At 56.9% G+C, this 26,775-nt stretch carries 26 protein-coding genes; 11 read left to right on the top strand and 15 right to left on the bottom strand.

Going from position 1 to position 26,775, the window contains the following annotated elements:
• Positions 1-243: 243 nt before the first annotated feature.
• The 5 genes from EDM04_RS13820 to EDM04_RS13800 all read left to right on the top strand — a co-directional run bounded on the left by EDM04_RS13820 (position 244) and on the right by EDM04_RS13800 (position 5,856).
• The gene (locus EDM04_RS13820) at positions 244-1,131 is read left to right on the top strand and encodes a twin-arginine translocation signal domain-containing protein (RefSeq protein ID WP_164471140.1); all 888 of its coding nucleotides are present in this window, start codon (positions 244-246) and stop codon (positions 1,129-1,131) included.
• Positions 1,131-1,757: a hypothetical protein gene (locus EDM04_RS13815; RefSeq protein WP_123623067.1), complete on the top strand. Its 627-nt coding sequence runs from the start codon at positions 1,131-1,133 to the stop codon at positions 1,755-1,757. Before EDM04_RS13820 ends, EDM04_RS13815 begins: the two co-directional genes overlap by 1 nt.
• A gap of 89 nt (positions 1,758-1,846) precedes the next feature.
• Positions 1,847-2,347 carry a hypothetical protein gene (locus EDM04_RS13810; protein ID WP_123623064.1) on the top strand — a complete coding sequence of 167 codons (501 nt, stop codon included), beginning with the start codon at positions 1,847-1,849 and terminating at the stop codon, positions 2,345-2,347.
• 192 nt (positions 2,348-2,539) lie between these two features.
• Positions 2,540-4,123: a transposase gene (locus tag EDM04_RS13805; protein ID WP_123623101.1), complete on the top strand. Its 1,584-nt coding sequence runs from the start codon at positions 2,540-2,542 to the stop codon at positions 4,121-4,123.
• A gap of 248 nt (positions 4,124-4,371) precedes the next feature.
• Positions 4,372-5,856 (top strand): tyrosine-type recombinase/integrase, encoded by a 1,485-nt coding sequence (locus EDM04_RS13800; RefSeq protein ID WP_206424470.1) that lies wholly within the window; start codon positions 4,372-4,374, stop codon positions 5,854-5,856.
• A gap of 86 nt (positions 5,857-5,942) precedes the next feature.
• On the opposite strand, the gene EDM04_RS13795 is transcribed toward EDM04_RS13800, so the two are convergent.
• Entirely contained in the window at positions 5,943-6,515 is a 573-nt protein-coding gene (locus EDM04_RS13795) for a hypothetical protein (RefSeq protein ID WP_123623062.1), read from the bottom strand.
• Positions 6,512-7,312, bottom strand: coding sequence for a ParA family protein (locus EDM04_RS13790; RefSeq protein WP_123538933.1), 801 nt, complete (start codon positions 7,310-7,312; stop codon positions 6,512-6,514). The genes EDM04_RS13795 and EDM04_RS13790 overlap by 4 nt, the downstream gene beginning before the upstream one ends.
• A 637-nt stretch (positions 7,313-7,949) precedes the next feature.
• Between EDM04_RS13790 and EDM04_RS13785 the strand changes: the two genes are divergently transcribed.
• Positions 7,950-9,110: a restriction endonuclease gene (locus tag EDM04_RS13785; protein WP_123623060.1), complete on the top strand. Its 1,161-nt coding sequence runs from the start codon at positions 7,950-7,952 to the stop codon at positions 9,108-9,110.
• A 195-nt stretch (positions 9,111-9,305) separates the two neighbouring features.
• Here the strand turns inward: EDM04_RS13785 and EDM04_RS13780 are convergent, their stop codons facing one another.
• Complete coding sequence (locus EDM04_RS13780) at positions 9,306-10,208, bottom strand: hypothetical protein (protein ID WP_123623058.1); 903 nt, start codon at positions 10,206-10,208, stop codon at positions 9,306-9,308.
• A gap of 68 nt (positions 10,209-10,276) precedes the next feature.
• Positions 10,277-10,570 (bottom strand): PadR family transcriptional regulator, encoded by a 294-nt coding sequence (locus EDM04_RS13775; RefSeq protein ID WP_123623056.1) that lies wholly within the window; start codon positions 10,568-10,570, stop codon positions 10,277-10,279.
• 129 nt (positions 10,571-10,699) lie between these two features.
• Here EDM04_RS13775 and EDM04_RS13770 point away from each other — a divergent pair, with 129 nt between their 5' ends.
• Both EDM04_RS13770 and EDM04_RS13765 read left to right on the top strand, forming a co-directional pair.
• The gene (locus EDM04_RS13770) at positions 10,700-10,867 is read left to right on the top strand and encodes a DNA-binding protein (RefSeq protein WP_049984639.1); all 168 of its coding nucleotides are present in this window, start codon (positions 10,700-10,702) and stop codon (positions 10,865-10,867) included.
• A gap of 78 nt (positions 10,868-10,945) precedes the next feature.
• A complete protein-coding gene (locus EDM04_RS13765) occupies positions 10,946-11,506 on the top strand; it encodes a TATA-box-binding protein (RefSeq protein ID WP_123623054.1) in 561 nt (186 codons plus the stop codon).
• Between the two features lie 74 nt (positions 11,507-11,580).
• Here EDM04_RS13765 and EDM04_RS13760 read toward each other — a convergent pair whose 3' ends face one another.
• Positions 11,581-12,390 (bottom strand): PD-(D/E)XK nuclease family protein, encoded by an 810-nt coding sequence (locus EDM04_RS13760; protein ID WP_123623052.1) that lies wholly within the window; start codon positions 12,388-12,390, stop codon positions 11,581-11,583.
• Positions 12,391-12,528: 138 nt separating this feature from the next.
• Between EDM04_RS13760 and EDM04_RS13755 the strand changes: the two genes are divergently transcribed.
• Entirely contained in the window at positions 12,529-13,047 is a 519-nt protein-coding gene (locus EDM04_RS13755) for a helix-turn-helix transcriptional regulator (protein WP_049984637.1), read from the top strand.
• A gap of 585 nt (positions 13,048-13,632) precedes the next feature.
• Here EDM04_RS13755 and EDM04_RS13745 read toward each other — a convergent pair.
• The 4 genes from EDM04_RS13745 to EDM04_RS13730 all read right to left on the bottom strand — a co-directional run bounded on the left by EDM04_RS13745 (position 13,633) and on the right by EDM04_RS13730 (position 16,236).
• The gene (locus tag EDM04_RS13745) at positions 13,633-13,989 is read right to left on the bottom strand and encodes a hypothetical protein (RefSeq protein WP_123623048.1); all 357 of its coding nucleotides are present in this window, start codon (positions 13,987-13,989) and stop codon (positions 13,633-13,635) included.
• Positions 13,990-14,003: 14 nt separating this feature from the next.
• Entirely contained in the window at positions 14,004-14,420 is a 417-nt protein-coding gene (locus EDM04_RS13740; protein ID WP_123623046.1) for a hypothetical protein, read from the bottom strand.
• 237 nt (positions 14,421-14,657) lie between these two features.
• Positions 14,658-15,344, bottom strand: a complete 687-nt coding sequence (locus EDM04_RS13735) for a hypothetical protein (RefSeq protein WP_123623044.1) — start codon at positions 15,342-15,344, stop codon at positions 14,658-14,660.
• Positions 15,322-16,236: a nucleotidyltransferase gene (locus EDM04_RS13730; RefSeq protein ID WP_123623042.1), complete on the bottom strand. Its 915-nt coding sequence runs from the start codon at positions 16,234-16,236 to the stop codon at positions 15,322-15,324. The genes EDM04_RS13735 and EDM04_RS13730 overlap by 23 nt, the downstream gene beginning before the upstream one ends.
• Positions 16,237-16,370: 134 nt before the next feature.
• Between EDM04_RS13730 and EDM04_RS13725 the strand changes: the two genes are divergently transcribed.
• Together EDM04_RS13725 and EDM04_RS13720 are read left to right on the top strand one after the other, a co-directional pair.
• Entirely contained in the window at positions 16,371-17,246 is an 876-nt protein-coding gene (locus EDM04_RS13725) for a nucleotidyltransferase (RefSeq protein ID WP_123623040.1), read from the top strand.
• 3 nt (positions 17,247-17,249) lie between these two features.
• Entirely contained in the window at positions 17,250-17,894 is a 645-nt protein-coding gene (locus EDM04_RS13720) for a hypothetical protein (RefSeq protein WP_123538945.1), read from the top strand.
• Positions 17,895-18,204: 310 nt separating this feature from the next.
• Here the strand turns inward: EDM04_RS13720 and EDM04_RS13715 are convergent, their stop codons facing one another.
• The 6 genes from EDM04_RS13715 to EDM04_RS13685 all read right to left on the bottom strand — a co-directional run bounded on the left by EDM04_RS13715 (position 18,205) and on the right by EDM04_RS13685 (position 26,529).
• Positions 18,205-18,465, bottom strand: coding sequence for an ATP-binding protein (locus EDM04_RS13715; protein ID WP_123623097.1), 261 nt, complete (start codon positions 18,463-18,465; stop codon positions 18,205-18,207).
• A gap of 160 nt (positions 18,466-18,625) precedes the next feature.
• The gene (locus tag EDM04_RS13705) at positions 18,626-21,607 is read right to left on the bottom strand and encodes a VWA domain-containing protein (protein WP_164471139.1); all 2,982 of its coding nucleotides are present in this window, start codon (positions 21,605-21,607) and stop codon (positions 18,626-18,628) included.
• 191 nt (positions 21,608-21,798) lie between these two features.
• On the bottom strand, positions 21,799-23,301 hold the full coding sequence (locus EDM04_RS13700; RefSeq protein WP_206424469.1) for a helix-hairpin-helix domain-containing protein: 1,503 nt from the start codon (positions 23,299-23,301) through the stop codon (positions 21,799-21,801).
• Positions 23,302-23,917: 616 nt separating this feature from the next.
• A complete protein-coding gene (locus EDM04_RS13695) occupies positions 23,918-24,487 on the bottom strand; it encodes a hypothetical protein (protein WP_123623034.1) in 570 nt (189 codons plus the stop codon).
• Positions 24,487-24,726, bottom strand: coding sequence for a hypothetical protein (locus tag EDM04_RS13690; protein WP_123623032.1), 240 nt, complete (start codon positions 24,724-24,726; stop codon positions 24,487-24,489). Before EDM04_RS13690 ends, EDM04_RS13695 begins: the two co-directional genes overlap by 1 nt.
• A gap of 288 nt (positions 24,727-25,014) precedes the next feature.
• Positions 25,015-26,529, bottom strand: coding sequence for a hypothetical protein (locus tag EDM04_RS13685; protein WP_241154924.1), 1,515 nt, complete (start codon positions 26,527-26,529; stop codon positions 25,015-25,017).
• Positions 26,530-26,775: the final 246 nt, after the last annotated feature.

The raw sequence follows: 26,775 nt of genomic DNA, 5'->3' as shown, positions 1-26,775 counted from the left end.
GGGTCAACCTGTGGGGGAGGGGGGTATGGATTGGGAGGGGGTACAATCAACTGGGGGCACCCCTCATCTCATGAAGAATTCATCAGTCGGTGAGATGAATACAACCGCCGGTTATGTGCCGGGTGTGGTGTGTCCACATGCCAGATGACAACCACGTGCACGCACAACCCTCAAACAACGAAACTGAAGTCCGCCCACAGTTGGGTCCGACACCAACTCATAACCGGGAAAGGAGACACAGACATGACACAGCAATCTACACCAATGAAAGGCAATAGAGAAAACACACGCCGTGATTTTCTCAAGAAGTCCGGGATGGCCGGCGCGTTCGCTACCTTACCGATGTTCGACCTTCGGGAGGGTGATCGGAGTAAATCCGATCTTAAGCAAGGCAAGAAAACGGTGGTTGACCTAAAGATCAACCACCCTGCGGCATCAGATCGAATCCCGAGAGTTAGTCCTGCGAATGCGGTTCCAAACACGTACACGCACAAGAATCGGCTTTTCCTTCTGAGAGTCGATCCAGCGGAGCTTCGAGGCCCCCACAACGCCCTCCTCCGAAGTCCGTTGAATATCACCCGGTTCTCTGATCAGACTGGGTTCCAACAGACAGAGATGCTCTACCAGCAGAGCGACTACGACGGCAAAAGCGTAACTCAGCTTCAGCCCGTCGAAGGTTACACTCCATTCACATTCGACGTCAAGATGGAGGGAGGGACCGCAGTCGTGTCCCAGGATGGCAATCCAGTCCTACGTGTTTCCCCGGAGTCGGAAGCAACTCAGGGACTTTCTGAACAGACTGTGACAGTCAAGAAATACGGGGATCCGGTAGAACGAGAGATCAAACGTCCCGGCCATGAGGGGACTTACACAGTCCGTCCTGTCGTTGGGACCGAAAAGACCACAGTAACTCCCGAGCTTACCGTTCGAAATAACGGAACTCTTGATCTGTTCGGAGCGCCGAAGGTAGCCGTCATACCGGACATCCCGGAGTATCCGATACTCGGGATTCTCAAAGGAAACATCGCAGCAGACAATATGAAAGTCGAATCCGTCCCAAACAGCGATCTGTTCGTCGTGCATCGTAATTACGACCATGGTCCGCTCTTCGGTCAGAGGAGGTGCCAATAATGACCTGCATCTGGGATTTCTTCGGCACGGATGACTTCTACAATCACTACGGAAGTAACGCTGAGTCAAAGCTTGATCAAGAAGCTGCGTGGTTCAAGAACAACGTCTGGAACGAGGTCAGTACCGATCCCGTAGCAAACACGTGGAACCTCGAGGTTCCAGTCAGCGCTACCACTACCTGCGGACAGTCGGGTGACCGGCTCGTGGAGGCTGACGAGTGGCTCAAGAACAACTTCGACTACTACGGAAGTAACGATGGGTGTGTCGTCCTAGATCACTACTGGGATGGCGATTACTATGGGTGTGCCTTCGTCGGTGGCATTAATGGATGGACCGAGGACAACAAAACGGCTCTCGTTGATTACGAGGCTGCGACCGGCGGTCATCTTCCTTCCTTCGACACCAACGGAATCGGTATCCGACATTACCTCGGCATGGAACCGGGACATATCTACGGTGCAAAACACCCGGAAGATTCCGTGAACACTGTGGACGGCCTCGTGACCTACATGTTTGACAACGAAGGCCCTCAGTGTGAGGACTCCGGTTCTCCACAAGAATCCGTGTCTACGTATTCTAATTGTGCGGTGTCAACGATCAACGACTACATGACTAATGAGTGCTAATTTACCAGTAACGCCCCTCATCTTTTCATCACTAAAACCGCTCTTGTGGTTTCCAACATTATTTTGAACAGCGATACGATACTCTAATCATGAAGCGTCGAAACGTCCTACGTGTTATCGGAAGTACAGTTGCTGCTAGCCTTGCTGGATGTACTGATGCTTCGAATAGTAATGCCCAAAGCGGTTCAGGTGTGAACATCAAGACCACCAAATCTGTTCTGGAGAAGTACCAGTCTTCCCAGAAAGCGTTAGATGATGGTTATCAGAATTTAGATGTGTGTATAGACAAATTAGGAAAACCGTTTGTCAATCCTGAATTTACGGAGCTCTCCTACGACCAACCTCAAGTTCTCTTTTACCAAAAGACTACCAGCGGAGAACTTGAACTGGCCGGTGCAGAGTGGTTTGTACCGGCTGAATCGACCGATGAGCCTCCGGAACTGTTCGGTGAGGAAGATCGGATGACCCTCAAGGGGCCAATGGAAGGCCACTACCCAGACCAACCACGCCATTACGGACTCCACGGTTGGTTATTCTCCGAGAATCCTAACGGACAGTTTGCCAAGTTCAACCCGAACATCACTTGCTGAGGGTACCATCACACGAATGATTCTTTTTCATTTCTGCAATCCGTCTCGCCCATAGGTATGTGATGACCTGAAACGCTCAGTTACAGACCACCCGCAAACCCTTACCAAGCTCTCGAAGCGTTGATTTTGTAATCTTTCTCAGTACCTCGCATGAGTGGTTCTAGCGGTTCGCATTCTCGTGAGAGTCCGCGAATGCGCTATCTGTGTGAAGCGTACCAGCTCGGGATAGCCATTCGAAACGATCTCCATGAGTCCGACCTCGTCACCGCGTTCGAGAACCTAGACCATTCGATTGATTCAGTTGAAGATGGCTATCCGGCGTGGCACCCTGGCCCGCTCTCCTTTCGTGCGATGGTTCTCTCGTTCGTTTTCATGGAGATTACGGGTGAGTCGTACGCCGCATTCACTCGACGGCTGACGCGGCACCCCGAAGTCGCTTCCAGCTTGGGCTTCAGTCGCGTGCCCGGCGAATCAGCGTTCTCGCGAGCGTGGCGGAATCGATTCGACGACGCTGTCCAGGAGTTCGTGCAGACTGCAGCTCACTTCGTCGTCAAAGAAGTCCATGATTTCGACATCCCTGCGCACGAAGTGCGCCCTAAGAAGGAGATCGTCGAAGAAGCTCCAGTAGAGGAAGACTCAGTAAAAGAAGAGTTGTTCTCCCAGGACGAAATTCTTCAGACGACACGGCTCGCGCGCGATCACGCTTTTGGCTACTTCGACTCTGGGCGTGGTGCGAACGCGTCCTACGAGGACACACAGTTCTTCGAGTTGCAGACCTTCATGGGGATGGTTCGGTGCGGCACCGCACAAGGAGCCGCACGCTTTCAGTATCGACGCGGTGAGGAGTATGGGCCGCATGGGGACACTCACCTCCGCGCTGTCAAACAATTCGAACCTGAAGAACTTGTGGATGGGTTTAATGAAACGACTGATCGCTTACTCTCGGTCATCGCCTCCGAATCCTCGTTCCGCCGGCCAGTGACCGCTGCGATCGACATCACGACTGTTCCCTACTACGGGGATGTCGAGGAGATGCCAATGGTGAGCGGCACGAAAGACGGCGAGGGGCGGGCGTTCAAGTTTGCGACCCTCTCGATCATCGGGCGGAACATCCCACTTGTCCTTGCGGTCGAGCCAGTGCGCGAGAGTTCAGCGTGGGATAAGAACCCGCCGAATCAGATCCATCGTACCGTGCGGCGACTCGTTCAACGGGCGAAGGAACACGTTCCGATCGAGACGGTCCTCTGTGACCGTGAATTTGATTCGATGCGTGTCTTCCAGACCCTCTCGAACCTCGGTGTGAACTACCTCATCCCGAAACGGGTCACCAGCTCCGAACGCGAAGTAATCGAGCGAATGGACGAAGACGACCAAGATGTAGCTGTAGAATCGGCGTCCGTGCACGTCGAAGCAGGCTCACACCCGATGCGATTCTTGTACGCGCCGTCGACGAGCGGCGAGGGGACGACCGTTTTCGCGACGAATCTCCGAGTCGGGCCGGATGAGGCCGAGACGTTCTGTCGCCGGTACAGTCGTCGCTGGCAGATCGAAAACGAGTACAAGAGCATCAAGGGAGACTTCCTCGCGAAGACGTCCTCGAAGGACTACCGCGTTCGCTTGTTCTACTTCGTGTTCGCGGTACTCTTGTACAATATCTGGCGACTCACGGACTTCCTGCTGAAAGCGGGGGTCGATGGCGAGATGGAGTATGCGCCCGTGTTGACCGCGGGCGAATGCGTCGAGATCGTCGTCTCGGCGTTGATCCCGCCCGACTAACCGGTTGACTCCCGCTGAGTCCGCTGTTCGGGAGTGGCAACGCTGCTTTGCATCTCCAGAATCCACGCAATTTCTCACGCTTATCCGAGAATTACGCCTATATCGATTCGATATCGGCCGTTGACCGCCGAGAAAACCACGAGCCAACGCAGATTTACTCCAAAACTGGCCTATCCTCCGAAACTGTGGGAACCACAGAGTCAAATTTGGATATAGCGCTATACAGTTTATTCCCGTGGTGTATTATTGTGACGAGTATTGTCCGGTTGCCGTTTTCTCACGTGGAAAACAGTAAGGGACAACCTATAAGTGAGTCGAACGAAACGCTCTATCCACCGAAACCACCAGACTTAGAATCGCTACTGCACGGAGCACGTCCGCTCCTGCTGGCGATTTCCCTCGCGCTCACATTCGAGTCTCTCACCGACCGCGACGACTACACGAACACTATGACCGAGACGACCGACACTCCACGCTACAGCACGATGGACCTCGAGGACGCCGAGGCCTTCTACCACGACGAGATTACGCCGCAGATGCGCGCCGAGGGACTCGCTCCTGAGCACGAAACCCCCACCTATTCGTGGATCGAATCGCATTTTCCGGGATTCATCAAACATCTCTCGCGGCGATTCGACCTCTCACCGGGTGACTTCTACGAGAGGATCGACGTTCCGATTGAGTCCAAGCCGGAGGAGGGGCCGTTTGACTTCGTCGACGACGATGAGACGCGTACCGCCCTCGAAGACTACCTCGTCGAGCTACGCGAACGGCAAGGACGGGCGGAGTCGACGGTCGCCACACGCCGCTCTGCGCTCCGCCTGTACGTCCGGACGTACAAGGACGTCAATGGCACCGATGATTTGCTAGGACCGCTTCACGACGACGCTGCGCGGGCCGACGAGATGGATCGCGTCGCGGATACGTTCGACGTCCTGCGTCGCCGCGAGGATACGCTGACAACGCACGCGTCGCGACGGAAGTACGTCCAGGAAGTTCGGCAGTTCTACACCCATCAGGTGACGTTCAAGGGTGCACGTCACAACCCGACCGACCAGCTGGAACGTCGCTTTGGGTGGGATTCGACGCCTGAGTGGGACAATCAGGCTCTTGAGGCTGATCAGATACGAACACTCTATCAGTCAGCCACCGATCCGGTCGACTGCCTCATCGTGATCGGGGTCTGCGGGTGGGGGCTTCGACCGAGCGAGGTTGCGTCGCTACGCGTTGATCAGCTGGTTCTCGATCCACCAGAAGACGACACGGAGGCCGGACCGTACATCGAATTCGGGAGTGAGCGGAAGAACGGACCCGGGACGGTCGCACTCCTCACGGGTGTTGAAGATGCAACCGCACGGATCGACACCGTCGTTGAGGAGGCGGGCGACGACTGGATGGGCGCTGTGTTCCCGTCTTCATCTGCGGAGAGCGGGCACCTATCGACGTCGACGGTTCGACGTCGATTCAAGAACCTTGCAGAACGCGCTGGAGTGACTGTCGATGGGGAGGTCCCGACGCCAAAGATGGGGCGACGATATTGGTACACGGCGTACGGAGAGGCGGTGCGTCGTGTGGCCGAGCGGTTTGCAGATGTCGCTGAGGAGCAGGGGTCGAAGTCAGCGGAGGTCGTGTTGGATAACTACCTCTCAGAAGCGGAGAAGCGCCGGCATCGCCGTGAGGAGATCCGAGAGGATCTTGAGGGCTTATTCAGAGAAGAACCCGGTGTCCAGTGACGTAGGGTTCGGATACGCTAAGACCTGAAACAGAGGAATACGAGCTCCTTCTCTCGAATTTTGGGGAATAGATCCGACGAGAGCAGTCAGTCGATCTCGAGTTCTTCTTTCAGCTGAGGGCTCTGAAGCCCAGCCCGAAAGACGGCGTTGAAGAAGTCCTTGTTCTTCGAGAGATCTTCACCGTGTGCGGCGAAATACTCGGTATCGAGTTCCTTGTACTTCACACGCATCTCCTGATAGACGCTCTCGTAGAGGTAGACGTTCACGTTGTGAAGGTCGCGAACAACAAGGCCCTTCGCGTCTGCGTCGAGTGCCATCTGCCGGACGGTCTCTCCGTCGGCTTCAACAGCGGTGTCGTCGATCTCATCTGACGTGTCTGATGTATCTGACGTATCTGCTGTGTCTTCGTCGCTACCGCTATCGGACGTAGTGGACGCGGGTTCGTCACCAGATATATCTGAGGTATCTCCCATTTCTGAGGTATCTGAGATATCTGCGGGTTCTGCGGTGTCGGACGTAGTGGATGCCGATTCTTCGTCGGCTGTATCTGAGGTATCTTCTGTGTCTTTCGTCTCTGTACCGCCGCCTCGAACTTCGTCCATACTCCAAACGTCGCTTTTCCGCTCCTCGAGGTCATCGTCGCCGTCGTTGCTGCTCATGCTTCCACCTCCGTAGTATGACGTTCGAGCATTTTCGCTATCTCGGTGTAGGCTTCGCGTGCGTCCTCAGTCTTCGCGTCGTCCTCGTGGAGGAAGATGGAGACGCCGTTGTTCCAAGCACGCCGGATGGCGACGCGCTCAGGCACCTGAAAGACGTCATATGGAGCGTCATTGAAGAACTCGATCATCTGCTTAGTATCGTTGTTCTGGACGCTCTCGACGGCGTTAATGACAATCCCGAGGATATCGATGGTGTCGATTTGGCCCGGGAAACTGTTTGAGAGGTAGGCAATCTCCTCGTTCATCTTCTCGATCGCACGGATGGAACGTCGGGTTGGCTCGACGGGGATGAGGACTTGTTCGGCGGTGAGGAGGGCATTATCAAGGATTTGGCTGAGATCAGGCGGGCAGTCAATGAGGATGAAATCATAGTCGTGGTCAAGCTCGTCGACGGCAATTTTAAGTCGCATTTCGCTGTTTGCGACCTGAGTGACGAGCATATCTTTGAGCCCGTCCATTGCTTTGTTGGACGGAATGACGTCGAATTCGTCGTGATGCTCGATAATCTCATTGATCTCCTCGGTGCGTGTTGGTTCGACCATCACTTGGTGGAGAGATGGGATCTTCTGATCGTAGAGGTCACGGAAGCCCGTGCCTTCGGTGAGGGTTCCCTGCGGGTCGGCATCGATGAGGAGGACATCGTGGCCTTGGTTCGCGAGCGCACCACCGAGGTTAATAGTGGTAGTGGTCTTTCCGACCCCACCTGCTTGATTTGAGATGGCGATTATCTGCGTCATATGACCTATGTATCTGAGGCGTCTGATATAATTGTTTGTCAGACGTACCTGCTGTATCTGACGTATCTGAGAAGACTGATCGAGGGATAAGACAGGTTGAGAAGTTCTCGGGAGAAACCTAGCTGGTGTATCTGAGACATCTGACGCATCTAACACTATTCCCGTAAACACGCCATCTCACTACGGTATCTGAGATAACTGATAGCTGGTCCGTAAGTAGTGTAACTGAGATAACTGATATATCTGAGGTGTCTGAAAATGAGATAGATAGCTCAATGATGGCCGACTTCCCATACTGATATATCTGCCATATCTGAGATTGCTGATGTTCCCCACGTGACGGCTCTGTGGTGACTGCGATATCTGATGTATCTGAGGAGGGAAGAATGGGGTGTGTGAATAGTAGTCGGGTTAGAAATTCCAATTGACTGGGAATTTCTACCGATAGAACAAATAGGTGCATCCCGAGTTAGCATCCACGTATGACTGAACGAGAAGAGCTGCTACAGCAGGGGAATACCGTAGATCCATGGCCCTACAAATGAATATAACGGCGTCTTCAGCTCGGAAACAGCGTTCAAGTCGATATCCTCAAAGAAGTCTATACAACTAACCAAAACAAAGAGGATACACAACTATGTCGAACAGCCGAATTGAGGTCGCTCTTCAAGCACTAGGCAGTGACCGGTTTGAGCGGTTGATGCATGATTTATTGGAGCGGGAAGGGTACACAGTGGATCCAACGGGGACAAGCGGTCCCGATGGCGGTCGCGACGCCTTCCTCCTAGATGGTGACCGAGACGGGATCCTTCATTGCTCTGTGCAGAAAGACAATTGGGTCGGGAAAGCCCACGACGACATCGAAACAGCTGTTGAGAACTTCGATCGTGACTTTGACTTCTACATTTTCGCCACAACACAAGACCCCAGTACGACCAAACGGGATCGGGTTGAAGAGGAGCTCCACGAGGAATGGGGAATCCCCACGACGGTTTGGGACTTCTCGAAAATCCGGAATAGCTTGGTGGGCGATCGTGAGAACAACGATCTGATCCGGGAACACCTCCGTGTCGACCCCAATCGACCGTTCGTAGACATTGAGTCAGAAGTAGATGATCTCTATGAGGATTTGCTGGATCGTGTGAAGCGCCGACAAGCTCCCGATGGGACAATTGTCGAGGACCCTGCCTTGGTTGTCGTCCATGTCATTCCTCAGGAAGCCGTTGACGACCATCACGACCGGTATGCAGGCGACCTCCCCCATCCACCTCAGTTCGAAAAACGTGATGCATACGCTGTAACACGACCGAAGGTGAAGATCACCGAAAATAATCGACGCTTCCATGATGGCACCGACAGGGAGCGATACACTGCTATCCATCGGGACGGGTGGACTGAAGGTATCTTCACAGCTCTGTATCCCAGCGACAACCCCCAACTCCGGACATCTATTGATCGACTCATAGCGAACTTCGTCCACACTGCTCTCGGGACGTTTGACGAAGCAGACATCTACCCGCCCTACTATGTGTACGTCAGCATACTGGGTGCCGAGGGGTACACACTTTCCCGACCAAGTGGATCAAACCGACCACCCAGCAATGTGCGACCTTTCACCGAGGACGAGATACGGTTAAATCGCGTCCAAATCGACAATCCAGATGTCGATGTCCCGGATGTGATGCGGAAGACGTTCGATCAGCTCTGGCGACATGGTGGCTGGGACCACTCAGTCAATTATCAAGCCTCCGAGACAGATGATGGTGAAACTGTCTACGAGTGGAATCCATACCGATAACAGTATCCACAGTAACAGAGCGAGTCGAGCATAATTGCTCTCCTGGAATTGGTTTCTCGATCAGTCACGCTATGATCCCCATCGGAATTACGCCACGATGAAACCTATTGAGGACAGCCGCTGGTCCCTAGGAGTAGGACCTTGAACAGGTCGATAAGCTAGCTGAAGACTCGCCTTCGTCCGTCAGGATGGTTGTTATTGATGATAGAGACGCCAGAGCCAGCCGGGTGTTGAGGCAGTGATTTCGTCGATAACTGATGTCCACGGGTGGTTGCCGTGGAACGCCCGGGCATAGGGAGCCGAGATGTCCGCTGCCTCACTCACAAGGAGCAATGAGCCGAAAAGGGCGTATTCGGGGAGGAATGCAACATCACTCCACAAGTACCGTGGGCGAAGATATCCGAGAGGTCGCCACAAACGATGAGATCGAAGTGCAGCCAGCTCCTCGTCGGTAACACCGAGTTCACGAACAGCTGCCGGTGTGATCCCGCCTCGACGCGTTCCGTGGGCAAGGACGCCCTCCAAGAGCGTCTTCGTATGCTGTCTCTCCGCGAGATGAGTCAAGAAGTCGTACTGTAGCTCAGTGGCGAAATGTGCTTGCGTACGGACTGACACTGCCTGCTCGAAACCTTCCTGCAGGTACGGGTGTTTCCACGTTGGTGAGTCGAACTGGTGCTGATACGCGTGGCACAACTCCGACGCTAAATACGTGTACGCCGTCGTCTCGGGGAGCTGCCCGGGGCTCACGCCGATTCTGCCCGTCCGCGCGGAATATCGCCCGCCGATGAACACGAGCGTCAATGAGGCCGGCAGATCGCTCGTGAGGAGTGCGAGACGCTCCCTACGCGAACAGTCGTACACAAGATGTTCACGCCACATCTCGCGGTACGGTGTGGAATCGACATCGAGAAGATCGTCGTAAAATCGCGTGAGTTCATCGAAGCGTTCGTGAAGGTCAGCCTCGCTTGCGAGAGGATCATCGGAACTCTGTAGGAGTGACTCGGTTAGGGGTGGTGCGTCCGGGTACTCCTTCCGGTACGCATCAACAGCATCTGAACAGATTGACCGTAGCTGTTCGAAGAACGCCTCGTCGTGCATCTGAATGGATATAATGGTGGAGGGGAGTAAACTTCGTTCGATAGGTTTGATTGGCTGTTTAAGCGTATCTATGCAGGAGCGGACTCTGCGGGTTCGACGTACTGGTACTCCCACTCGCGTCGAGCTTGAATTTCACGACGGCCACGACGCGTGAGCGTATAGACGTTCGTTCGCCGGTCTTTCTCGCCTTTCTCGACGAGTCCCTTCTCAACAAGCGTGTCGAGGTTCGGGTAGAGTCGGCCGTGATGGATCTCTTTCTCGTAGTAGTCTTCGAGTTCCTCCTTGATGGCGAGGCCGTGGGGCTCATCAAGGCCAGCGATCACGTACAGGAGGTCCCGTTGGAATCCAGTCAGATCGTGCATCGTCCTACTACTTGATACGTAGTGCTATTGAATACGTCTGTTGCCCTGAAAGTGGCCGTGAACACTCCTAGAGGAACCGAGTCAGATATCTGTATGTTTATACAGAGGACGAGAGAACAACCCGAGCGTATGGCAGACCTGATTGTCAAATCGGCCGTGAAAGAAGCGCTCAACGACCACAACGTCTCGGCGGATTTCTACGAAGCACTGGACGACGAAGTAACTGAAGTACTCGAAGATGCAGCCCGGCGTGCCGAGGAAAACGATCGAAAAACTGTCCAGCCCCGCGACCTCTAGCTCGGTCAGAAAGTACTACCCCCATCGCTCGAATTCACCCACCTGTTTTTAAGACACTCGTGACTGGTAGATATCCCTATGAGTATGACAACGGAGTCAATTCAAGTCGAGAACGTCGTTGCCTCGTCCGATATCGGTCAAGAACTCGACCTCGAAACGCTCTCTGGGGATTTAGGAGCGACCGACTACGACCCCGATAACTTCCCGGGACTCGTGTATCGGATGCACGATCCAAAAGCCGCAGCACTCATCTTCCGCTCGGGAAAAGTCGTCTGTACGGGAGCAAACAGCGTTGATGACGTGACGACTGCGCTTAAGCACGTCTTCGACGAACTCCGCGAGTTGGGGGTCGATGTCGCAGCATCGCCGAAGATTGAAATTCAGAATATTGTCTCGAGTGGGGATCTCGACCACACACTCAATTTGAATGCGATCGCGATCGGTCTGGGCCTCGAAAGCGTCGAATACGAACCTGAACAGTTCCCGGGGCTTGTCTACCGACTCGATGACCCGGACGTGGTCGCACTCCTCTTTGGAAGTGGGAAACTCGTCATCACTGGTGGAACACAACTCGATGACGCTGAAAAAGCCCTGGTAAACATCGAAAATCGACTCAACGATCTTGGATTACTGAGCTAATCTGAGTTCTCGATAGAATTCATCGAAGTGGTCGGCCGGAGGCAGATGAGAATTGGGGCGGTAGATGATAGTGTTCAGACGTCAGCAGGAGATTGGGAGACTCCACTACTACTTGTGGCGTCCCCGCTGTTGTCTTCCTCAGCCGATTCAAAGTCCGTTGTATCGTCGCCTTCTACTCCGAGTGCGTTGCACGCGTCGGTCGAATCAGCATCCATTTGGAGATGATCGAAGCGAAGGGATTCCTTCTCGCAGAGCCAGCAGTCGCACGTCTTGAAGGGAATATTTTCTTTGCTCGTCGGGTAGCCTTCGTCGATAATTGTGGCTGCGATGTGCTTGCCTTTCTCGAGAAGGTCCTGGACGCGCCCCGGATCGGGACCGAAGGCATCAATGCCGGCGCTCTCCGGTGGCCACGTCCGAACTTCGAGATCGGACTTCGCGAGGTACACGATCTGGCCCTGAGACGCACCAAGCGCCTTCATATAGAGATTGATCTGATCTAGATGGCGCTCGATGGGTGGATTGAACCGATACCAGTTGGCTCGCGACTTGTAGTCGTAGACAGTGTTGGTGCCGGGCTCGTACAGGTCGGCATGGCCGATGATCGTAAGCCCGTCCACCTCTATCTCGATTGCGACTTCGCGCTGGGTTTCGACGTCGAGGTCTGGGATGACCTCGTTTTCCATAAACTCGTGGATGGTGGTTCCCGTGTGGAAGGTGCCAAGCGCGTCGGTATGGTCGAGAAGACCGAGTTTTGAGTTGTAGCATTGGCGGGGGCACTTCGCGAGCTGACTCGGGTGGAAAGTGTAGGGGTCGAGCTCGGTGTGGCTATGCTCGTCGTTGAGCTGGATGAGTGTTGACTGGATTGCGGACTCGAAGTCGATCATAGTGAATCTCCTCTTCGAACGGCGTCGCAGCGATGGATGCGAGGCCCGTTCGTCGGTATGCGGGCGAAAAACAAGACTAATTCAATATTTTGAACTAGGATTCAAAACAGTAATGGTGCTGGAGATCCGAATACGTGTATGAGCGACTCTGGAACCACGGATCACACGGCAAAGGTCGCCCGGATTCGGGAGGTTGCGATGACGGTTCGTGAACCAAAAAATGCGGGAGAGATCGCTGAGGCTGCTGGGGTTGCCCGAAACACGGCTGAAAAGTATCTCACGCAACTGGTCGAAGCGGATAAACTCGCGACGATCCAGCGGGGCCGCGAGACCCGCTACTATCCAGATCCAGTCACCCAGTATTTCGATCAGATCCGTGACCTCGTCAACGACCATCGAAAAGACGAACTCACGGCTGAACTAGATGCAATCCGGGACGATATCGACGAGTGGAAAGAGGAGTACGATGTGGAGTCCGCTGACGAACTTCGGGCGACCGTCGGTGATGATCTTCCGGCATCCGAACGCCAGCAGCGGCGCCACGACGCGGAGGATTGGGACTACTATGAGCACCAAGCGATGCTCATTAAGCAAGCGATTCAGCTCTATGATACGATTGAGGCGACTCGTGAGAGTCGTATTGCCTCCGCCAACTGACTCGGTGACAGTAAAATGGGAAATCCACCGATTTCTGGAGACACGCATCTCCACCGATACGAGGTCCACAAACGAGTCACAAATCGACTTCAACGGGAAGCTGGCGTGACGACCGTAGAAGCCAAACCAAGTCCGATGCGGCCAGTCCGTCTCGTATCGACCCTCGATCGCGCGGTCTTTTTTGACCAGAACACGGACGCTGGCGACGCGACACTTGAATTCGAGTGGCGCCCCAATTCCAAGCGCGATGAGTTCCGCATTCAGTATAATGAACCCGGGACCCCGTGGTCATGTGGCTGGCATCAGGACAAAACCCACGAAAAGCTCGGCCCAAGTCATTTCCAAGTTGACCACGATGCGTGGCCAGCACCGCACCGTGAGTCTGCATCCTTCACAGATTCGAATCCGATGGCAATCCTCGAAACCTGCCTCACTGAGCTTCGCGACCGTGTCCCGAGTCTCCCTGACAGCGTTCGCCCGAGTCCGTAGGTCGCTACGCGATGGGTTCGGCCACGACTATCTCGCGCTTGAGGCGGGGGATTCTACGTTGGCCGTCGGTATCGAACTCGATGATATCAGCCTCGATCAGTATCGCGTGTCGCGCGGTCGCCGCCCGCGAAGGCGGCCCGGTGTCTTCCCTGGCGGCTTCGGCGGCGGCGTGTTACGATCGACATGACTGTCCCAGTGCTCGACCGCGTACCGACCGTCGTGTGTCTCGTAGATGTAGCCTTTGTACGTCCGATAGGTCGGCGAGTAGAAAGTCTCTGTTCGCGTGAATCGGAACTTCGCGTCGGTGTTCGGCTTATCCTCTGGATCCTCGGTGATTCGCTTGTGCTTGTACGCGTAACTGTAGCTGTCTCGTTCGTGCTCGCGACACCACCCGTCGATGAACGCTTCGAGGGCGTCCTCAGGGCTGTTGCCGATGAATCTGTCTCGTGGCATCTGTCTGGGTGTGGCTAGGCTGTGATCTGATGGTCGTCGACAGCCGTCCAGGTGTCCTCGCTGGACCCGCGACGCTCGTGAACAACCTCGAAGCCGTTGTCGGCTTCAATAGTACGAATAACGATGCGATGCTCGGTGTCGTTCCGGTGGCTCGCCATCGCGATCCCTCGGTCGTAGCGCGTTTTTGTCCACGTACAGAGCGTGGTTTCGCCTCGATGGACGAGTGGGTGAACTTCCTCGAGATCCGCGGCCTGCCAGTCGTCGCCTGCGCCAACGCGCTGCTCGTGGACGACGTCGGTTTGGAGGCGGTCGGGCCATTCGCGGATGACGACGCGATGGGACTGGTCGTTCGAGTCGATGGCGACGTTGGTCGTAGTGTCGACCATCGTCGACCAGTGGCAGAAGATCTTCGTCGGGAGGTGTGTGGACATAGTTCGATCGCACCGTTCGACTCAGTGTGGGCGAGGAGAAATACGAGGATAGGCGGTTCTTGGCCTAGTCATTAAGACAGCTGTGGGAAAGAAACTCAGTACCTCACAAGGCATCGCCAGTTAGCCTGACCTGAGCCACCTGTTCTGTTGTGATGAGTCGTCGGTAACGGTCGAGCAACGCTGATCGAAGACGGAGCTGTCGCGTCGGCGGCTGACCGATAGTCCGGATAATCGGTTTCACTTCCGGGGTTCGTCGCTCTCGCGAGTGAACACCATCGTGCCATACGTCGTTTTCTGGCTACCACCCTGCTCAGAAGCACGGGCAGGGCCAGTGTAATAGTAACCCGCCAAACGGTCCTCTGACTCCCGGTATGTGAGTCGCGCCGTTCCGTCGTATGGCCCTTCATCTTCCGCCTGCTCATCGACGTCTGCACCTTCGTTTTCGAATAGATAGGCGAGTTTTGTGTGTAGCGTTCCGTCGGTCTGGAAACTGGCACCCGTGCTGACCGAGGGTGACCGCTCGGTTTCGAAGTGAACAATGATCTTGCTCCATGTCTGCTCGATATCCAGGGTTGCCGACATCGGCTGGTGCCCGCCGTCAGCGAGGTAGTCGTCCGGAATCTCGCCATCGTAGCTGGATTTGATTTCGCCCTCCCAGTGACCGGTCAGATCGGGAACGGCGACGATGAGATCGGGCATCCAGGGCTTGTTCCATAACCGCCGGTCGAACACTCGATGGATCAGCCCAAGTACGACTCCGAAGGCCAGCCCCGGAACGATCAGCGGCGGGATCTCGAACGGAACCTGCTGGTAGAGCCACGGGAAGACATAGACGTTCAATACAAACACGATGACGAACGCGATCACGCCCAGGATCGCCAGGAACGTCGACCGGAACTCGTTATCGCTGGAATAGACGTGCATTCATGCTATTGGACTCGGCGTTCTCCCAGTACGTTTCCAGAGCATCGATGAACAGCTTGGCGTGCCAGGTGTCCCACTTCGTCGACCCGTTGCCGAAGAGATCGGTCACGCCGTTCTGGCACCGCCAGTCGGAGTAGTCGGTCTCCTGCAGGTAGGAGGCGATCTTGAGATACCGTTCCTGGAGGTCGTCGACGTACCGGCCCGGTGGCACTCTGTAGAGGAGACACTCGATGAAATAGGACGCAACGATATCGTCAGTGATGTAGCCGTCCGCGACGATCTCCTTGCGGGCGTTCTTGAACATCCGCACCGTCTCCTTGAACCGGTCGTCGGTGTCGTCCTGCTTGTCCGACCCGTGGTCTCGGTGGCGCGTCGGGTAGTTCACGACCGAGGAGATCGAGTCGGTCGGCCAGAAGACGATCCCCTCGTAGTAACCCTGCGGATAGTTGTAGTAGTGCTTGTACTGGACGCAGACCACGACGTCGGCGTCGAGTGGGAGCCCCGGCGCGGAGACCTCTATCGCATTCCCGGACGGGTCGAACGTCCCCTCGGGATATGTATCCTGTAGAACGCTCAGCACGTCGTCGCGGAACTCGTCGTAGCCGTAGTCGAAATCCTCGACGTCCACGTCCTCCTGATCTTCCGGGTCAAGGTCGTGGAGATTGAAGTACTCGAACTCGTCGAGGCGAACGACGATATCGACGTCGCTTGAGTCGCGGATGATCGTGTTGTTCGCATACGAGCCCTGGAGGAAGTCGTGGAAGTCGATGTCGTCTAACGTATCGCTGTCGTTGAGCGCGTTCCGGATCTTCGTGTGGGTGTCCTGCGCGGACTGGAGGGCGGCTCGTTTCGGGTCCGTCCAGCTTTCGAGGGTGTCCTCATCAATGGCCATGGGAGCCTCTGAGAGAAAGCGTGTCGTTCATACACGTAGGTAATGCTTACCGGCTTTTAATGATTCGCACAGCGGGGTGAAAGTGTTACCGGGAAGTCTTTGCCCGTCCACGGGGAAGATACCATACCCGACCTATGGCTATCGACCCAGGGACGCTCGAATCGTGGTCCCAATACGATAACGGCCCCATCGAATCGGCGAAACGCACTCAGAACCGAATTCAGAACGAGCTACAGTCGAGTGATACGCTCGCCGACCCAGATTTTGACACGTATCTGCAGGGCTCCTACGCGAACTACACCATCGTGCGGGCGAGCAGCGACGTGGACATCGTTGTCCAGCTCACGGACATGTACTATGCCGATGTATCTGCGCTCAGTCCAGACGAGCGAGACAGATGGCGACGAACCTCCGGCGACCCGGACTACAGCTGGAACGAGTTCCGCACCGATGTCGTCGACGTGCTGGAGTCCCGATTCGGCTCCGCGGCTATCGACCCGGTCGGGAAGGCCATCGAGGTCGACACGAGCAATTTCAACGCCGACGTGCTCGTCTGCGCGAACCACCGGGACTACTATCACTACCCGAACGGCTACCACTCGGGGATCGCGTTCTTCGACCTCAGCAATACGAAGATCGTCAACTACCCGAAGCAGCACATCGACAAGGGGAGCACCAAGCAGTCGAGCACGAACAACCGCTTCAAGGAGACCGTCCGGATCTTCAAGCGAGCCCGAAACTACCTCGTCGACAACAACACGCTGGACAAGGAGAACGTCCCGTCGTACTTCATCGAGAATCTGCTGTACAACGTCCCGGATGGGCGCTACACGTACGACAAGCAGGATCGGGTGTTGAAGATTATCCGCTACCTGAACGAGACCAACTACAGCGACTGGACCTGCCAGAACGGCATCACCGACATATTCGGCTCGGGACCTGCCGAGTGGAACACCCGGTACGCGGACCAGTACGTCGACGCGATGATCAACCTTTGGGACAATTGGTAAGCCATGCACACGTACTCCACGGACAACGACCTCCGCCCGAAGGTCTACGGCGTCCTGGCACTGCTCGCATACGGGCTCACGATCCTCGTCGAGCTTATGACCTCGGAGCTTTCGACTGTTCTTCCGTTTGCGGCTGGATTCGTTGTCTCGTGGGGTCTCGCCTTCGCCGTCGTCTGGAAAGCCCATGTAGGGTGGTTCTGGAAGACCTGGCCTGCGCGAGCGCTGGGCATCACTCGTGTTCCGAACCTCAACGGGGAGTGGGAGGGCTGGATCGTCACGTCGTATGAGGGAGACATCGACGATGAGGCGCTCCATTCCGACGACAATCCCAGCGAGGACGGCCAGAAACTGAAGGCGTGGCTCGACATCGACCAGACGTGGCGTAAGATCAACGTCCACTTCAGGACCACACAGTCGCGCTCGGACAGTAACGGTGCGACCATGCTGACCGAGGAGGGAAAGTGGCCGAGCATCAGTTACCAGTACGAGAACGAGGGCTCCACGCTGGTCGAGGGCCTGGACATGCACTTCGGCACCGCCTCTCTCGAGTACCGCGACGAGGGGGACACAGAGACACTCGAAGGCCTCTACTACACCGGGCCAGGCCGTGAGAACAACGGGCACATGTATTTTGAGCGGGTTGAGTAACCGGAACAACTTTGCCGTTCTGACGACCATCATGGTGCATGGGCGAGACGAAGAAGTGCCCCTCCTGTAACGGGAGTGGCGCAACGACCGATCCGCAAACAGGCTTTGGGGACTGTCCGAAGTGCGACGGCACGGGGACAGTCAGCCTGGGGATGCACGAAAAAATGACACAGGGCCAGCGCCAGGCCATTGGGACTGGTGGTGGCGCTGCAATGGGGTTCGCTGCTGGCGGACCGATAGGTGCGGTAATAGGTGGTGGGGTCGGCTTCCTTCTCTCGCGAGATGATGACGATGAAGGCGTTGGTGGCGCTTAGGATTGGGCGACACCGATAATTTCGAACCGTGCACCGCCGTCACTGCCTTCGGTCACATAGATCTCCCAGCCGTGGACCTCAACGATCCGCTTGACAATCGCGAGTCCAAATCCGGTTCCCTCTCGTTTCGTCGTGTACCCGCTATCTAATACATCGTCACGTTCATTTTCAGGAATACCAGGTCCAGTGTCCTCAACGTAGAAGCCGTCTCTTGTACGGCCAACTCTCACAGTCACGTCGTCCTGACCAAACTCGATTGCGTCGTGGAAGACAACCTAGGAGTTGAATACTCCGAATTAACGCCTGTGAAGACTGCGCTTCCTGCGGACACTGTAGTTGTGCCTGCAAAGCGCGTCCTTGAAACAGGAAGTCCCTGCCCCAAAGAGCGAGCGTCAGCGAGCAAGTAGCAGGGGTAGCTCACAGCCCGTCAAACATCACGGCGAACTGGTCGAGGCGGCGGTCGAGGTCGATAGCGTCGTGGACGTAGAGGTGGCGGTCGTAGAACTGCTCGACATCCTTCGCTCGCTCCGGAGATTGTCCGTGGGGAGTGTCGAGAGCGAGCGTGAGTCCGCAAACAGGCGCGTACGTCTGCTGGAGCTCCTGCTGGTAGTCGTCTGCGGAGCCGGGTTTACCATCTGTGATGATGATGACGAGGGGGGAGTCGCGGCGCTGGTCAAGGAGGCGGCGGGCGAGTCCGAGAGCATCAGTGAGAGGTGTCCCGCCAGCCGTCTCGCCGCTCATCAGACTCGCTTGGACGTGATCGGTTTCGACGCTGAATGGTTTGATGAGGCGGGCGTCCCCGTGGACGAAGTCCATAATGGCGACGTTGATGCCGAGGTCCTCACAGGCGAGGGCGAACCGTGCAACAGCGTCTTCGGCAGTGTCGATGAGATTGCTCATCGAGCTGGAGCGGTCGAGGACGAGGACGAGGTCGTACTGTTTCTCGTCGCCCTGCTGGCGGACGCTGAAGGCGTCGACGTCGCCGCGGGCGAGGGCGCCAGCGCGGCGCCGGTCGAAGCTCCCGCTGGTGACACCGCTGCGGGTCTGGTCGCGGCGACTCTCTCGGAGCGCCATCCGGAGGGTGCCACCGACGGCGTCTGCACCCGCGGTCGCGGCTTGCCACCTCGCGGGAGGTGCCTGCTCACCGATCTGTGGGAGGATCGAGAGCGAGTCGAGACTCCCCTTTTCTGCGCCGGCGCCGCCACGTCGCCGTGCGGTCGTTGTGTCGGGGCTTTCGTCGGTGTCGCCGTCGTTCGCGAGATCTTCGAGGGCGGCTACGGTTTCTTCGAGGTCGCGTTCGAGCGCGTCCTGATCGGGAGTGACGCGGTCAGCTTCCTCGTGAGCGGCGTCGTGGTCCGTGCTGAGCGCGTCGGCTCGTTCGTCGAGGGAATCATCGTACGCTGGCTCGGCGAGCGGCGCTGCGGCTTCCTCGGCCAGCTTGCCGGTGTTGTCCATCTCGCCGTCTTGCACAGTGCCGTCATCGGTGGGGTCGTCGAGCGTGTCTGAGTCGATGTCCGCTTCATCCTCACTTGCCGTGCCGGTGCTTTCGTTCTCCGTGGCGTCTGTGTCGCCGCCGTCCGTGCCGCCAGCCGCGTCTCCGGCCACTCCATCGTCTCCAAATGGAACGCCGTCAGCGTGGTCGTCGGGCGCTCCTGCGCCATCCGTGTCTCCACCGGTAGTGTCGGACGTATCTGAGGTATCTGAGCCATCTGGGGTCGCCTCCTCGGCGGTACTCGCGGCCTCACCGCTGTCGCGCTCGGCGCGGTCACCGCCGAGGAAGTCCGAAAGCGACGCCTGCCCGTTCGACGGGGCACTCGACGCATCGGATGCTCCGCTACTGTCTGCGGCGCCCTCGGTGGCCTCTCCGTCTCCCTGCTCCTCGATGCCGCTCTCTTCGGCCGCCGGCTCTCCGACCTCGTCGGACGTGGACTCAAGATCGTCGCCGCCGGACGCTCCAACACCACTGTCACGTTCTCCGTCCACGGAGTCTGCACCACCAGCACCCGTCCCCGGCTCGTCCGACGGATCGTCGCTCTCGCCCTCGTCAGGGGAGGTGACCATCGACTCGGCTTGGGGATTAGGCTCGGCATCGGACTCCACATCGGACGCGGTTTCAGACGCAGCTCCGACGTCGACATCAGTGGACTCGGCGTCGTCGGTAGCGAGCTCGTCAGCGGTGTCTGCCGTCCCGATGTCCGGGTAGGCGAGGACGTCTGTGGAGTGCCCGTCCTGAGTCTGCTCGAGGGAGACGTTCTCTGGGTCGAAGTCCGCCGGCGGCTCCGCGGAAGCGTCGTCACTCGATGCCTCCGAAGGGTCGCCGTCAGCGGGCGACTCACCCTGCTCGCCGTTAGGAGTGTCTCCGGACGTCTCCGGACTGTCGCTGGTTGGCGACTCCGAGACGTCAATCGGGTCGGCGTCTGCGGCGCCGTCCTTACTGGGTGCATCCTCCGGCGACTCATCGGGTGCCTCTGCGTCCGTGTCGGGGTCAGCGGACGGTTCGAACGACTCGTGCTGCTCGCACTCGTCGGACGTCGACGAGTCGGATTGAGAGGGCGAAAGGGGCGTGTTCGGACTACTGCCACCCGTTGCGGCGGTGTCTTCGTCTTCTCGACCCTGCTGGTGGTTGTCCTCGTCCATCTGGTTGAGGAGCGGCTTAATAGTCTGTTCCCAGCAGTCGAGCACGGCATCCCCACGCTTCACGGAGTCGGGTTCACTGAGGACGGTCGCGAGGAGGTCATCGAGCGCGTCCTGTGTCTGCGCGAAGGCCGCCGCGTCATCCTGGGACTGGAAGGTGAGCCGGGGGTCGTCCGGGTCGAGGAGGGCGTCGCTCTTCTCAGAGTCGTAGATGCCGTGGTCGTAGAGGTAGGACTGGATCGCGTCCCGGTAGGTGAAGGTTATGGTAGCGGTGTCGGGGAGATCGCTCGTTATCTGAGTGAGACTTCGGTTGACGAGTTCGAGGCGGTCGGCGGCGAGCTGACTTTGTGCCGCTCGGAGTTGGTGTTCGATCGCGGCGTCCTCGGCGTAGTTGATGAGGCCGTGGACGAACTCCTGGTACTCCTCGTCGACGCGCTCGTTGAGATGATCGGCGACGACCGAGATGTTCGTGTAACGGATGTGGCCGAGTTCGTGTAGTGAGAGGCCGAACTGCTGGGCGCGGTCGGCCGTGAGCTGGTCGTCGAGTGGGAGGTTATCGAGATTCGCCGGATTGGTGGAGATGAGAACGAGGTAGTCGCCGTCGACGGCCTCGACGAGCTGCTGGGCGGCCTGCTGGTCGAAGTCGGTCGCATCGGCGTCGATTAGGCGATCGGCGTCTGCCGGGAGAACGCACGCAGTCTGGACGTGTGATGTGAGGACGACTTCGATGTTTTCGCCGGTGTGAGCCTGGATGTACTCGGTCAACCGTCGGGTTCGCTGTTGGGAGCGGCGGGCTTGCGCTGGACGGTCGGGGAGAACGGACCGTGCGGTGTCGGCGCCGCTCGACGCGGCTGTGAGTGATGGCATAACTGGAATCACCTCTGATGAAGACGGTTGGACGCGGCTACGTGCCATCGCGCGAGAGAAACCCTTGCTGGCGACGGCAGGCCGGGGAGTCAGGTGTCTTCGAGTTTGTCGTAGGTATCGTCGGGGTTCTGGTGGGGTTCGGCGCTCGCCTTCACGACGTGTTTGAGGGCACCGCGAACGCTCGCCCCCATATCGTACCAGTCGATGGCATCTTCGAGCTTCCGGGTGGAGAGCGTCGGCCAGGTTTCGTTGTCACGGGTGGCGTTCGCGAACTCGACCATCCGATGGAGGCTGTCTCGGTCGATACGCTGGCGACTTGTGTTGTACTTTTGATCGAGAAAGTCGATCTCGTCCTGGGGGTCCATATAGTCGAAGAAGATGGTTTGGAAGCGGTCACGAGTCGCGGCGTTCATCGGTTCGCTTCCTCGGTATTCGCGTGTTGGTGGGTTCATCGTGACGACAATCCGAGCGGCCGGGTGCGGGATGATCTTCTCGCCGGATTCCTTGACGGTGAGGACGTTCTGATTGAGAACCTTCTGGAGTGCCATCATCACACCCGCCGGCGCGGCGTTCACCTCGTTGATGACGATCGTGTAGCCGTGCTTCATCGCTTTCGTGAGAATGCCGTCGCGGAAGACGACGATGCGGTCCTCGTTGACCGTAGAGATACCGAGGAGGTCCTGGGCGAGCATCGAGGCGTCGGCGTCGACACACACGAGGACGCGATTTGTTTTGTAGTGGAGGTATTTGAGGAGGTAGTTCTTCCCGGCGCCGTGGGGGCCGACCAGTCGGAGACCGCGGTTGCCGCGAGCGAGCTTCATCGCGGTCGCTTCAAGCGTGTCGAGCTGGACATCCTCCATCGTCGTCGTCTTCGGCGCGATTACCTCACCGGCCCGCGTGGGCATATCGCGCTTTCGGACGATATGCGGGTGGTCGTTGTCCTCGAGAATAGGGAGCCCGTAGAAGGTTCCCTCTTCGACTGGCATCGAGGAGTCGACGATGGCAAGCGGGTCGCCGACATCCTGTTCGACGTCAGTGATGGAGTAGACGGTCGCCGAGCCCGAGGTGTCGTCCCCGAGGCGTTCACGGTAGCGAGCGAGGGCGTCCTCGGCGATCTTTGTCTCGGCTTGGACGTGCTGGCCGGCCTGCTGGACGATGAGTTGAGCTTTACTCCCCGTAAGCGTCGGGATGTCCGTGAGTTCCTCAGGGTCTGCACGGTGCAGTTCCCCGAACGTGGTGTACCCCGCGTCGATGAGGTTCTGCTCGACGCTCTCGCCGACACCGTCCAGGATGGTGAAATCAATACTGTCGGCAGAGGCAGTGAGAGCGTCGACGTGTGCGGCGAGTTCGGTCGGGCAGTCGCCTTCTGGGGAAACGCTCGTGATACGCTGACCGCCGTCGCTGTCGCGGTCGAGCGTGTAGATCCCGTTGCTAGCCCCCTCCTCGGCGAGCTGCGTGACGGTGTCGCCCTTGAGGTCGAGATAATCGCTGGCGCGGAGGTGAAGTGTCTCGATTGGGAGATCTCCGCCGGTTTCTTTGATGAGGCCGGCAGCGAGGTGGCTGAGGAACCGTTGCTGGTCGTCGGTACTCATGGACTGTGGGGCTACTTGTGACATAACTGGTCAATCGCGTTCACGGACTGAGGTGCGGGAAAAACGTTCGACTGTGAGCCCGTAACAGGATGGTGGTCGCAGTTGGCGCGCTGGTTAGTCGAGGCTATCCTGGACACCCTCTTACAGTTCCTGAAAACGGCGATAGTCTTCTGTAGACAGAGGTAGACGGCAAACGCTTCGAATTCTCGAACTAAGGGCGTATCTACTTAATCAGAGAGTCGAGCTTACCAATGAGGTTTTCCCCAACAGATGCCACCATCACCACCTCGATTCTCACGTCATCGTAGATTCTGTCTAAAGTGTCGTGGTATGCTAGCCGATGCGACGATCGTTCAGGTTAGCTTCGAGACAGTGGAGCATCAATTTACTATACCGTTATCGTGGGTGTCTTCATCGTATTTCCACAGATTAGCGTATTTGACGAGGATGTGTTCTGTGAGGTCCCTTTTGAATGAGTCATGGATTCGAACAAATGCAATCGAATGATGGCAGAGTGTAGGTGGGAAGGTAAGCGGTTAAGTACACGGTCAGACAGGGGGATGCGAGCGTAGTGGGACGTAAGTTGCCCAGAACTTTTCAGAAATCAGCTCCACGTTTAGGTTTCGGCCTTCTTTACCTCTCCCTCCGAGGATTCTCCATCGTCGCTCGACTCCGATTCCCCCTCGTCGTTCCCATTATCAGACAAACCTCTACGCAGAGAGGGCATCGTCTTCTTCCACCATATCACAAAACGGTTCCATTTAGAAGTCGGTGGATGAGTCTCCCACCGGGTAACGACGGGCTCTATATCTGAATATTTATCATTATCCATATGATTGCCATATCTTTCGTAGAAGTCTTTTAAATCTGAACCTCCCAGTTCATAGACATCGCGCTCTTTTACTTTCTTTCGGTTCATTAGATAACACAGATAATCAAATTCTTTGAACTTCTCTTGAAGTAGTATCATTCCATCTTGATTCTGCTGTTCTTCGTCCTTATCATTTGGATTGTAGTTGAGTAGCTGTGTGTTCAGTTCGCCAATTTTCCGAAAAACATCGTGTAGCATATCCATTTGACGAGACCGCTTATCTCTTCGAAGGGAAATTATTGAGACTAAGAGAGCAAAGGCGGCTATGATAGCCTCCCAGTATTGAGTAATCTCTACTATGATATCAACTGACATCAGTCATCGTCTGCGTCCGAGATGAGCTGATCTAATCTGTCGTTTGCTTCCGACGAATCCAATGCCTTCTGGTCTATACTTTCCCCCTCAGTGATTCTCTCCCCATTAACTGTCACAAAATAGTATTCATTTCCCGATAGGCGAACATATAGCCAATTCTTCTCAGCGGAGTAGCTAACGTTCTCAACATCATTTCGCGGAATATTGCTAACGTCGATTTCCTCACTGATGGTTACCATATGGTTGATTTTCTCCCTACCCCATATAAGGGTTTGTGCCTTTCACCTCTCGACTGCGCCCGAGGATAGTACATCAAGATCTCTCCTCTGTGATATCCGCCGCCCTCGTCGCCTTCGAGACCTCATTATTTCGGATACCTCTTGTAGATCAGCCAATAATCTAATCCTATAAATAATATTGAGCCATAAGACATTGTAGAGGAAGATAACGCGACCAAATCAAATACAGATATCGAACTCGGAGGGCGGTTTTATTTATTACGGAGAACAAGCGTGATCTCGTAGATGTCACGAATCGAGCGATTCTTGGATGGTGTTCTGGACGCGCTGGGCGTCAGTATCTGAGAGGTCGCGCTCAGAGGCGACTTCGACGCCGGGAATAGCGAATGCCTCACCGAGAGCATCACTGAGCGTCTGCTGGTCGGGCGCAATGCTCGGTTCGTCGTCATCGGCCTGCAGGTCATGCTCGCGGACGGCAAGCTGGATGGATTTGCCGGGTGAAAATAGAATGTCGCGGGCAACCTCATTGTAAGCCTGGAAGGTGTCGGAGGCTCGGGCGCCCTCGAATTCACCGAGGGCGACGAGGAGCGACAACTGGAGATTCCAGAGTGTGGGACAGGAGTCAGGCATCGCGATGCGCGCAGCTCGAGTACTCGCGCTCTCGGCGTACGTGCTGGGGATACCGAGATAGACGTAGAAGTCGTCGAGATCGAAAGGGAGTTTCTTGAAGTCGATCGCAACCGAGCGGGCGCGAACGAGGACATCGTCAACGGTGGTCGTTCGCTCGTCGAGATCGTCGTAGATGTTTCCCCACCACTCCATAATGGGGACGCGGTCGTGAGCGCGTTCGTGCGCAGCGTTCGTGACATCGCCGACGTGTCTCCGCGAGTACCGCTGACCGACACCGTACATAACCGTGCCCGACCCCGGGAAGAAGAGGAGGGGCTTCGCCCACATCGTCTGGGAGCCACGGAAGTCGTATCCGGTCTGGATGCCGCCGTAGACCGTCACGGTCGCCGTCTCGTCGTCCTCGTCGCTACCATCGCTCATCGCGGGGTCGACATCGGCAAGCGCATCGTGTTCGCGAATAGCGGCCTTCGTCGAGCCATCCGACTGGCTCATATCGAGTTCGCGGCGGAAGCCCGGGACGATGACGGTGAGTTTCGCGACGCCACCCCAGTCCCGCATATCCGCCCATCCGAACGCCTCGTCAGCGCCGTGTTTCTGGAGCGCCCCCATCAGTGGGAGGTAGGCCTCCTCGGGGTTGACGATCGAGTACGTGGAGGTCGCGATCTGCCAGCGGAACTTGACGGGGTAGCCGAGTGCTGCGAGGGCGAGGCGACGGCGGTCGATAATGTCCTGGTGATCGGTGACGTCAAGGAGACGGTCACTTGGCGCGTTCGCGGCGAGCTCCTCGATGGACTGGCCGGTCGCAGCTTCGAGGAGGTCAGCGTTGAGGCCGTCGACATCACGAATCTCTTCGGGGTCGACCGTCTCGTCCGCTGGATCAACGAATTCGTTGACCGCGTGGAGTTCTCCGCTGCTGGCCTGCGGGAGCGCCTTGATGACGACCTTCAGGGAGCGGGACTCGTTTGCGTCCGTGTTGAGAAAGCGGCGACCAGTGGGCTCGATACCGTCCGGATAGTCGGCTGTTGTCGCGTCCGCGGGGGTGAGCCCGAGGAAGGGTAGTGTCTGCTCCTTCGCGATGAGTGATCGGACGTCGATGCTCTCGTCGACTGCGAAGTCACGGTCGCTCCGTGGCGTCTCGCGGTGCTCTGAGCTGGGGTGAGTTTCAGCTGACATCATGGATGACCTCCTGGATTAGGGTCTGCGTGGGGTGGTGGCTGCCCGCCTGTGTGTGGACGGGCGTTTGCACCGCCCTCTGCCACCCGATCGGGGGGAAGAAAACTGCCTACGTCGTGCGGTGCTGTGCAGGGGGCGGGGCGGTGGGGGTTCGGTCGGTCGTGGAGCGCCTACGTCCGTTCGGGGTGGTGCTCGACGACCTCGTCGCGCTCCAGAGACCGACGAAGCACGGTGCCGTCTTCGAGG

This window comes from Halorubrum sp. CSM-61 (assembly GCF_003781945.1).
GTDB lineage: Archaea > Halobacteriota > Halobacteria > Halobacteriales > Haloferacaceae > Halorubrum.
This window is presented reverse-complemented; position numbering and strand designations above follow the sequence as displayed.

Bases quoted from the DNA above. Each gene is read 5' to 3' on its own strand.
- EDM04_RS13810 (WP_123623064.1), top strand. From the start codon at position 1,847: ATGAAGCGTCGAAACGTCCTACGTGTTATCGGAAGTACAGTTGCTGCT.
- EDM04_RS13685 (WP_241154924.1), bottom strand. From the start codon at position 26,529: ATGTCAGCTGAAACTCACCCCAGCTCAGAGCACCGCGAGACGCCACGG.
- EDM04_RS13815 (WP_123623067.1), top strand. From the start codon at position 1,131: ATGACCTGCATCTGGGATTTCTTCGGCACGGATGACTTCTACAATCAC.
- EDM04_RS13770 (WP_049984639.1), top strand. From the start codon at position 10,700: ATGGCAGACCTGATTGTCAAATCGGCCGTGAAAGAAGCGCTCAACGAC.
- EDM04_RS13760 (WP_123623052.1), bottom strand. From the start codon at position 12,390: ATGATCGACTTCGAGTCCGCAATCCAGTCAACACTCATCCAGCTCAAC.
- EDM04_RS13740 (WP_123623046.1), bottom strand. From the start codon at position 14,420: ATGTCCACACACCTCCCGACGAAGATCTTCTGCCACTGGTCGACGATG.
- EDM04_RS13755 (WP_049984637.1), top strand. From the start codon at position 12,529: ATGAGCGACTCTGGAACCACGGATCACACGGCAAAGGTCGCCCGGATT.
- EDM04_RS13790 (WP_123538933.1), bottom strand. From the start codon at position 7,312: ATGACGCAGATAATCGCCATCTCAAATCAAGCAGGTGGGGTCGGAAAG.
- EDM04_RS13780 (WP_123623058.1), bottom strand. From the start codon at position 10,208: ATGCACGACGAGGCGTTCTTCGAACAGCTACGGTCAATCTGTTCAGAT.
- EDM04_RS13700 (WP_206424469.1), bottom strand. From the start codon at position 23,301: ATGAGTACCGACGACCAGCAACGGTTCCTCAGCCACCTCGCTGCCGGC.
- EDM04_RS13745 (WP_123623048.1), bottom strand. From the start codon at position 13,989: ATGCCACGAGACAGATTCATCGGCAACAGCCCTGAGGACGCCCTCGAA.
- EDM04_RS13725 (WP_123623040.1), top strand. From the start codon at position 16,371: ATGGCTATCGACCCAGGGACGCTCGAATCGTGGTCCCAATACGATAAC.
- EDM04_RS13785 (WP_123623060.1), top strand. From the start codon at position 7,950: ATGTCGAACAGCCGAATTGAGGTCGCTCTTCAAGCACTAGGCAGTGAC.
- EDM04_RS13805 (WP_123623101.1), top strand. From the start codon at position 2,540: ATGCGCTATCTGTGTGAAGCGTACCAGCTCGGGATAGCCATTCGAAAC.
- EDM04_RS13720 (WP_123538945.1), top strand. From the start codon at position 17,250: ATGCACACGTACTCCACGGACAACGACCTCCGCCCGAAGGTCTACGGC.
- EDM04_RS13820 (WP_164471140.1), top strand. From the start codon at position 244: ATGACACAGCAATCTACACCAATGAAAGGCAATAGAGAAAACACACGC.
- EDM04_RS13775 (WP_123623056.1), bottom strand. From the start codon at position 10,570: ATGCACGATCTGACTGGATTCCAACGGGACCTCCTGTACGTGATCGCT.
- EDM04_RS13730 (WP_123623042.1), bottom strand. From the start codon at position 16,236: ATGGCCATTGATGAGGACACCCTCGAAAGCTGGACGGACCCGAAACGA.
- EDM04_RS13735 (WP_123623044.1), bottom strand. From the start codon at position 15,344: ATGCACGTCTATTCCAGCGATAACGAGTTCCGGTCGACGTTCCTGGCG.
- EDM04_RS13695 (WP_123623034.1), bottom strand. From the start codon at position 24,487: ATGTCAGTTGATATCATAGTAGAGATTACTCAATACTGGGAGGCTATC.
- EDM04_RS13690 (WP_123623032.1), bottom strand. From the start codon at position 24,726: ATGGTAACCATCAGTGAGGAAATCGACGTTAGCAATATTCCGCGAAAT.
- EDM04_RS13795 (WP_123623062.1), bottom strand. From the start codon at position 6,515: ATGAGCAGCAACGACGGCGACGATGACCTCGAGGAGCGGAAAAGCGAC.
- EDM04_RS13765 (WP_123623054.1), top strand. From the start codon at position 10,946: ATGAGTATGACAACGGAGTCAATTCAAGTCGAGAACGTCGTTGCCTCG.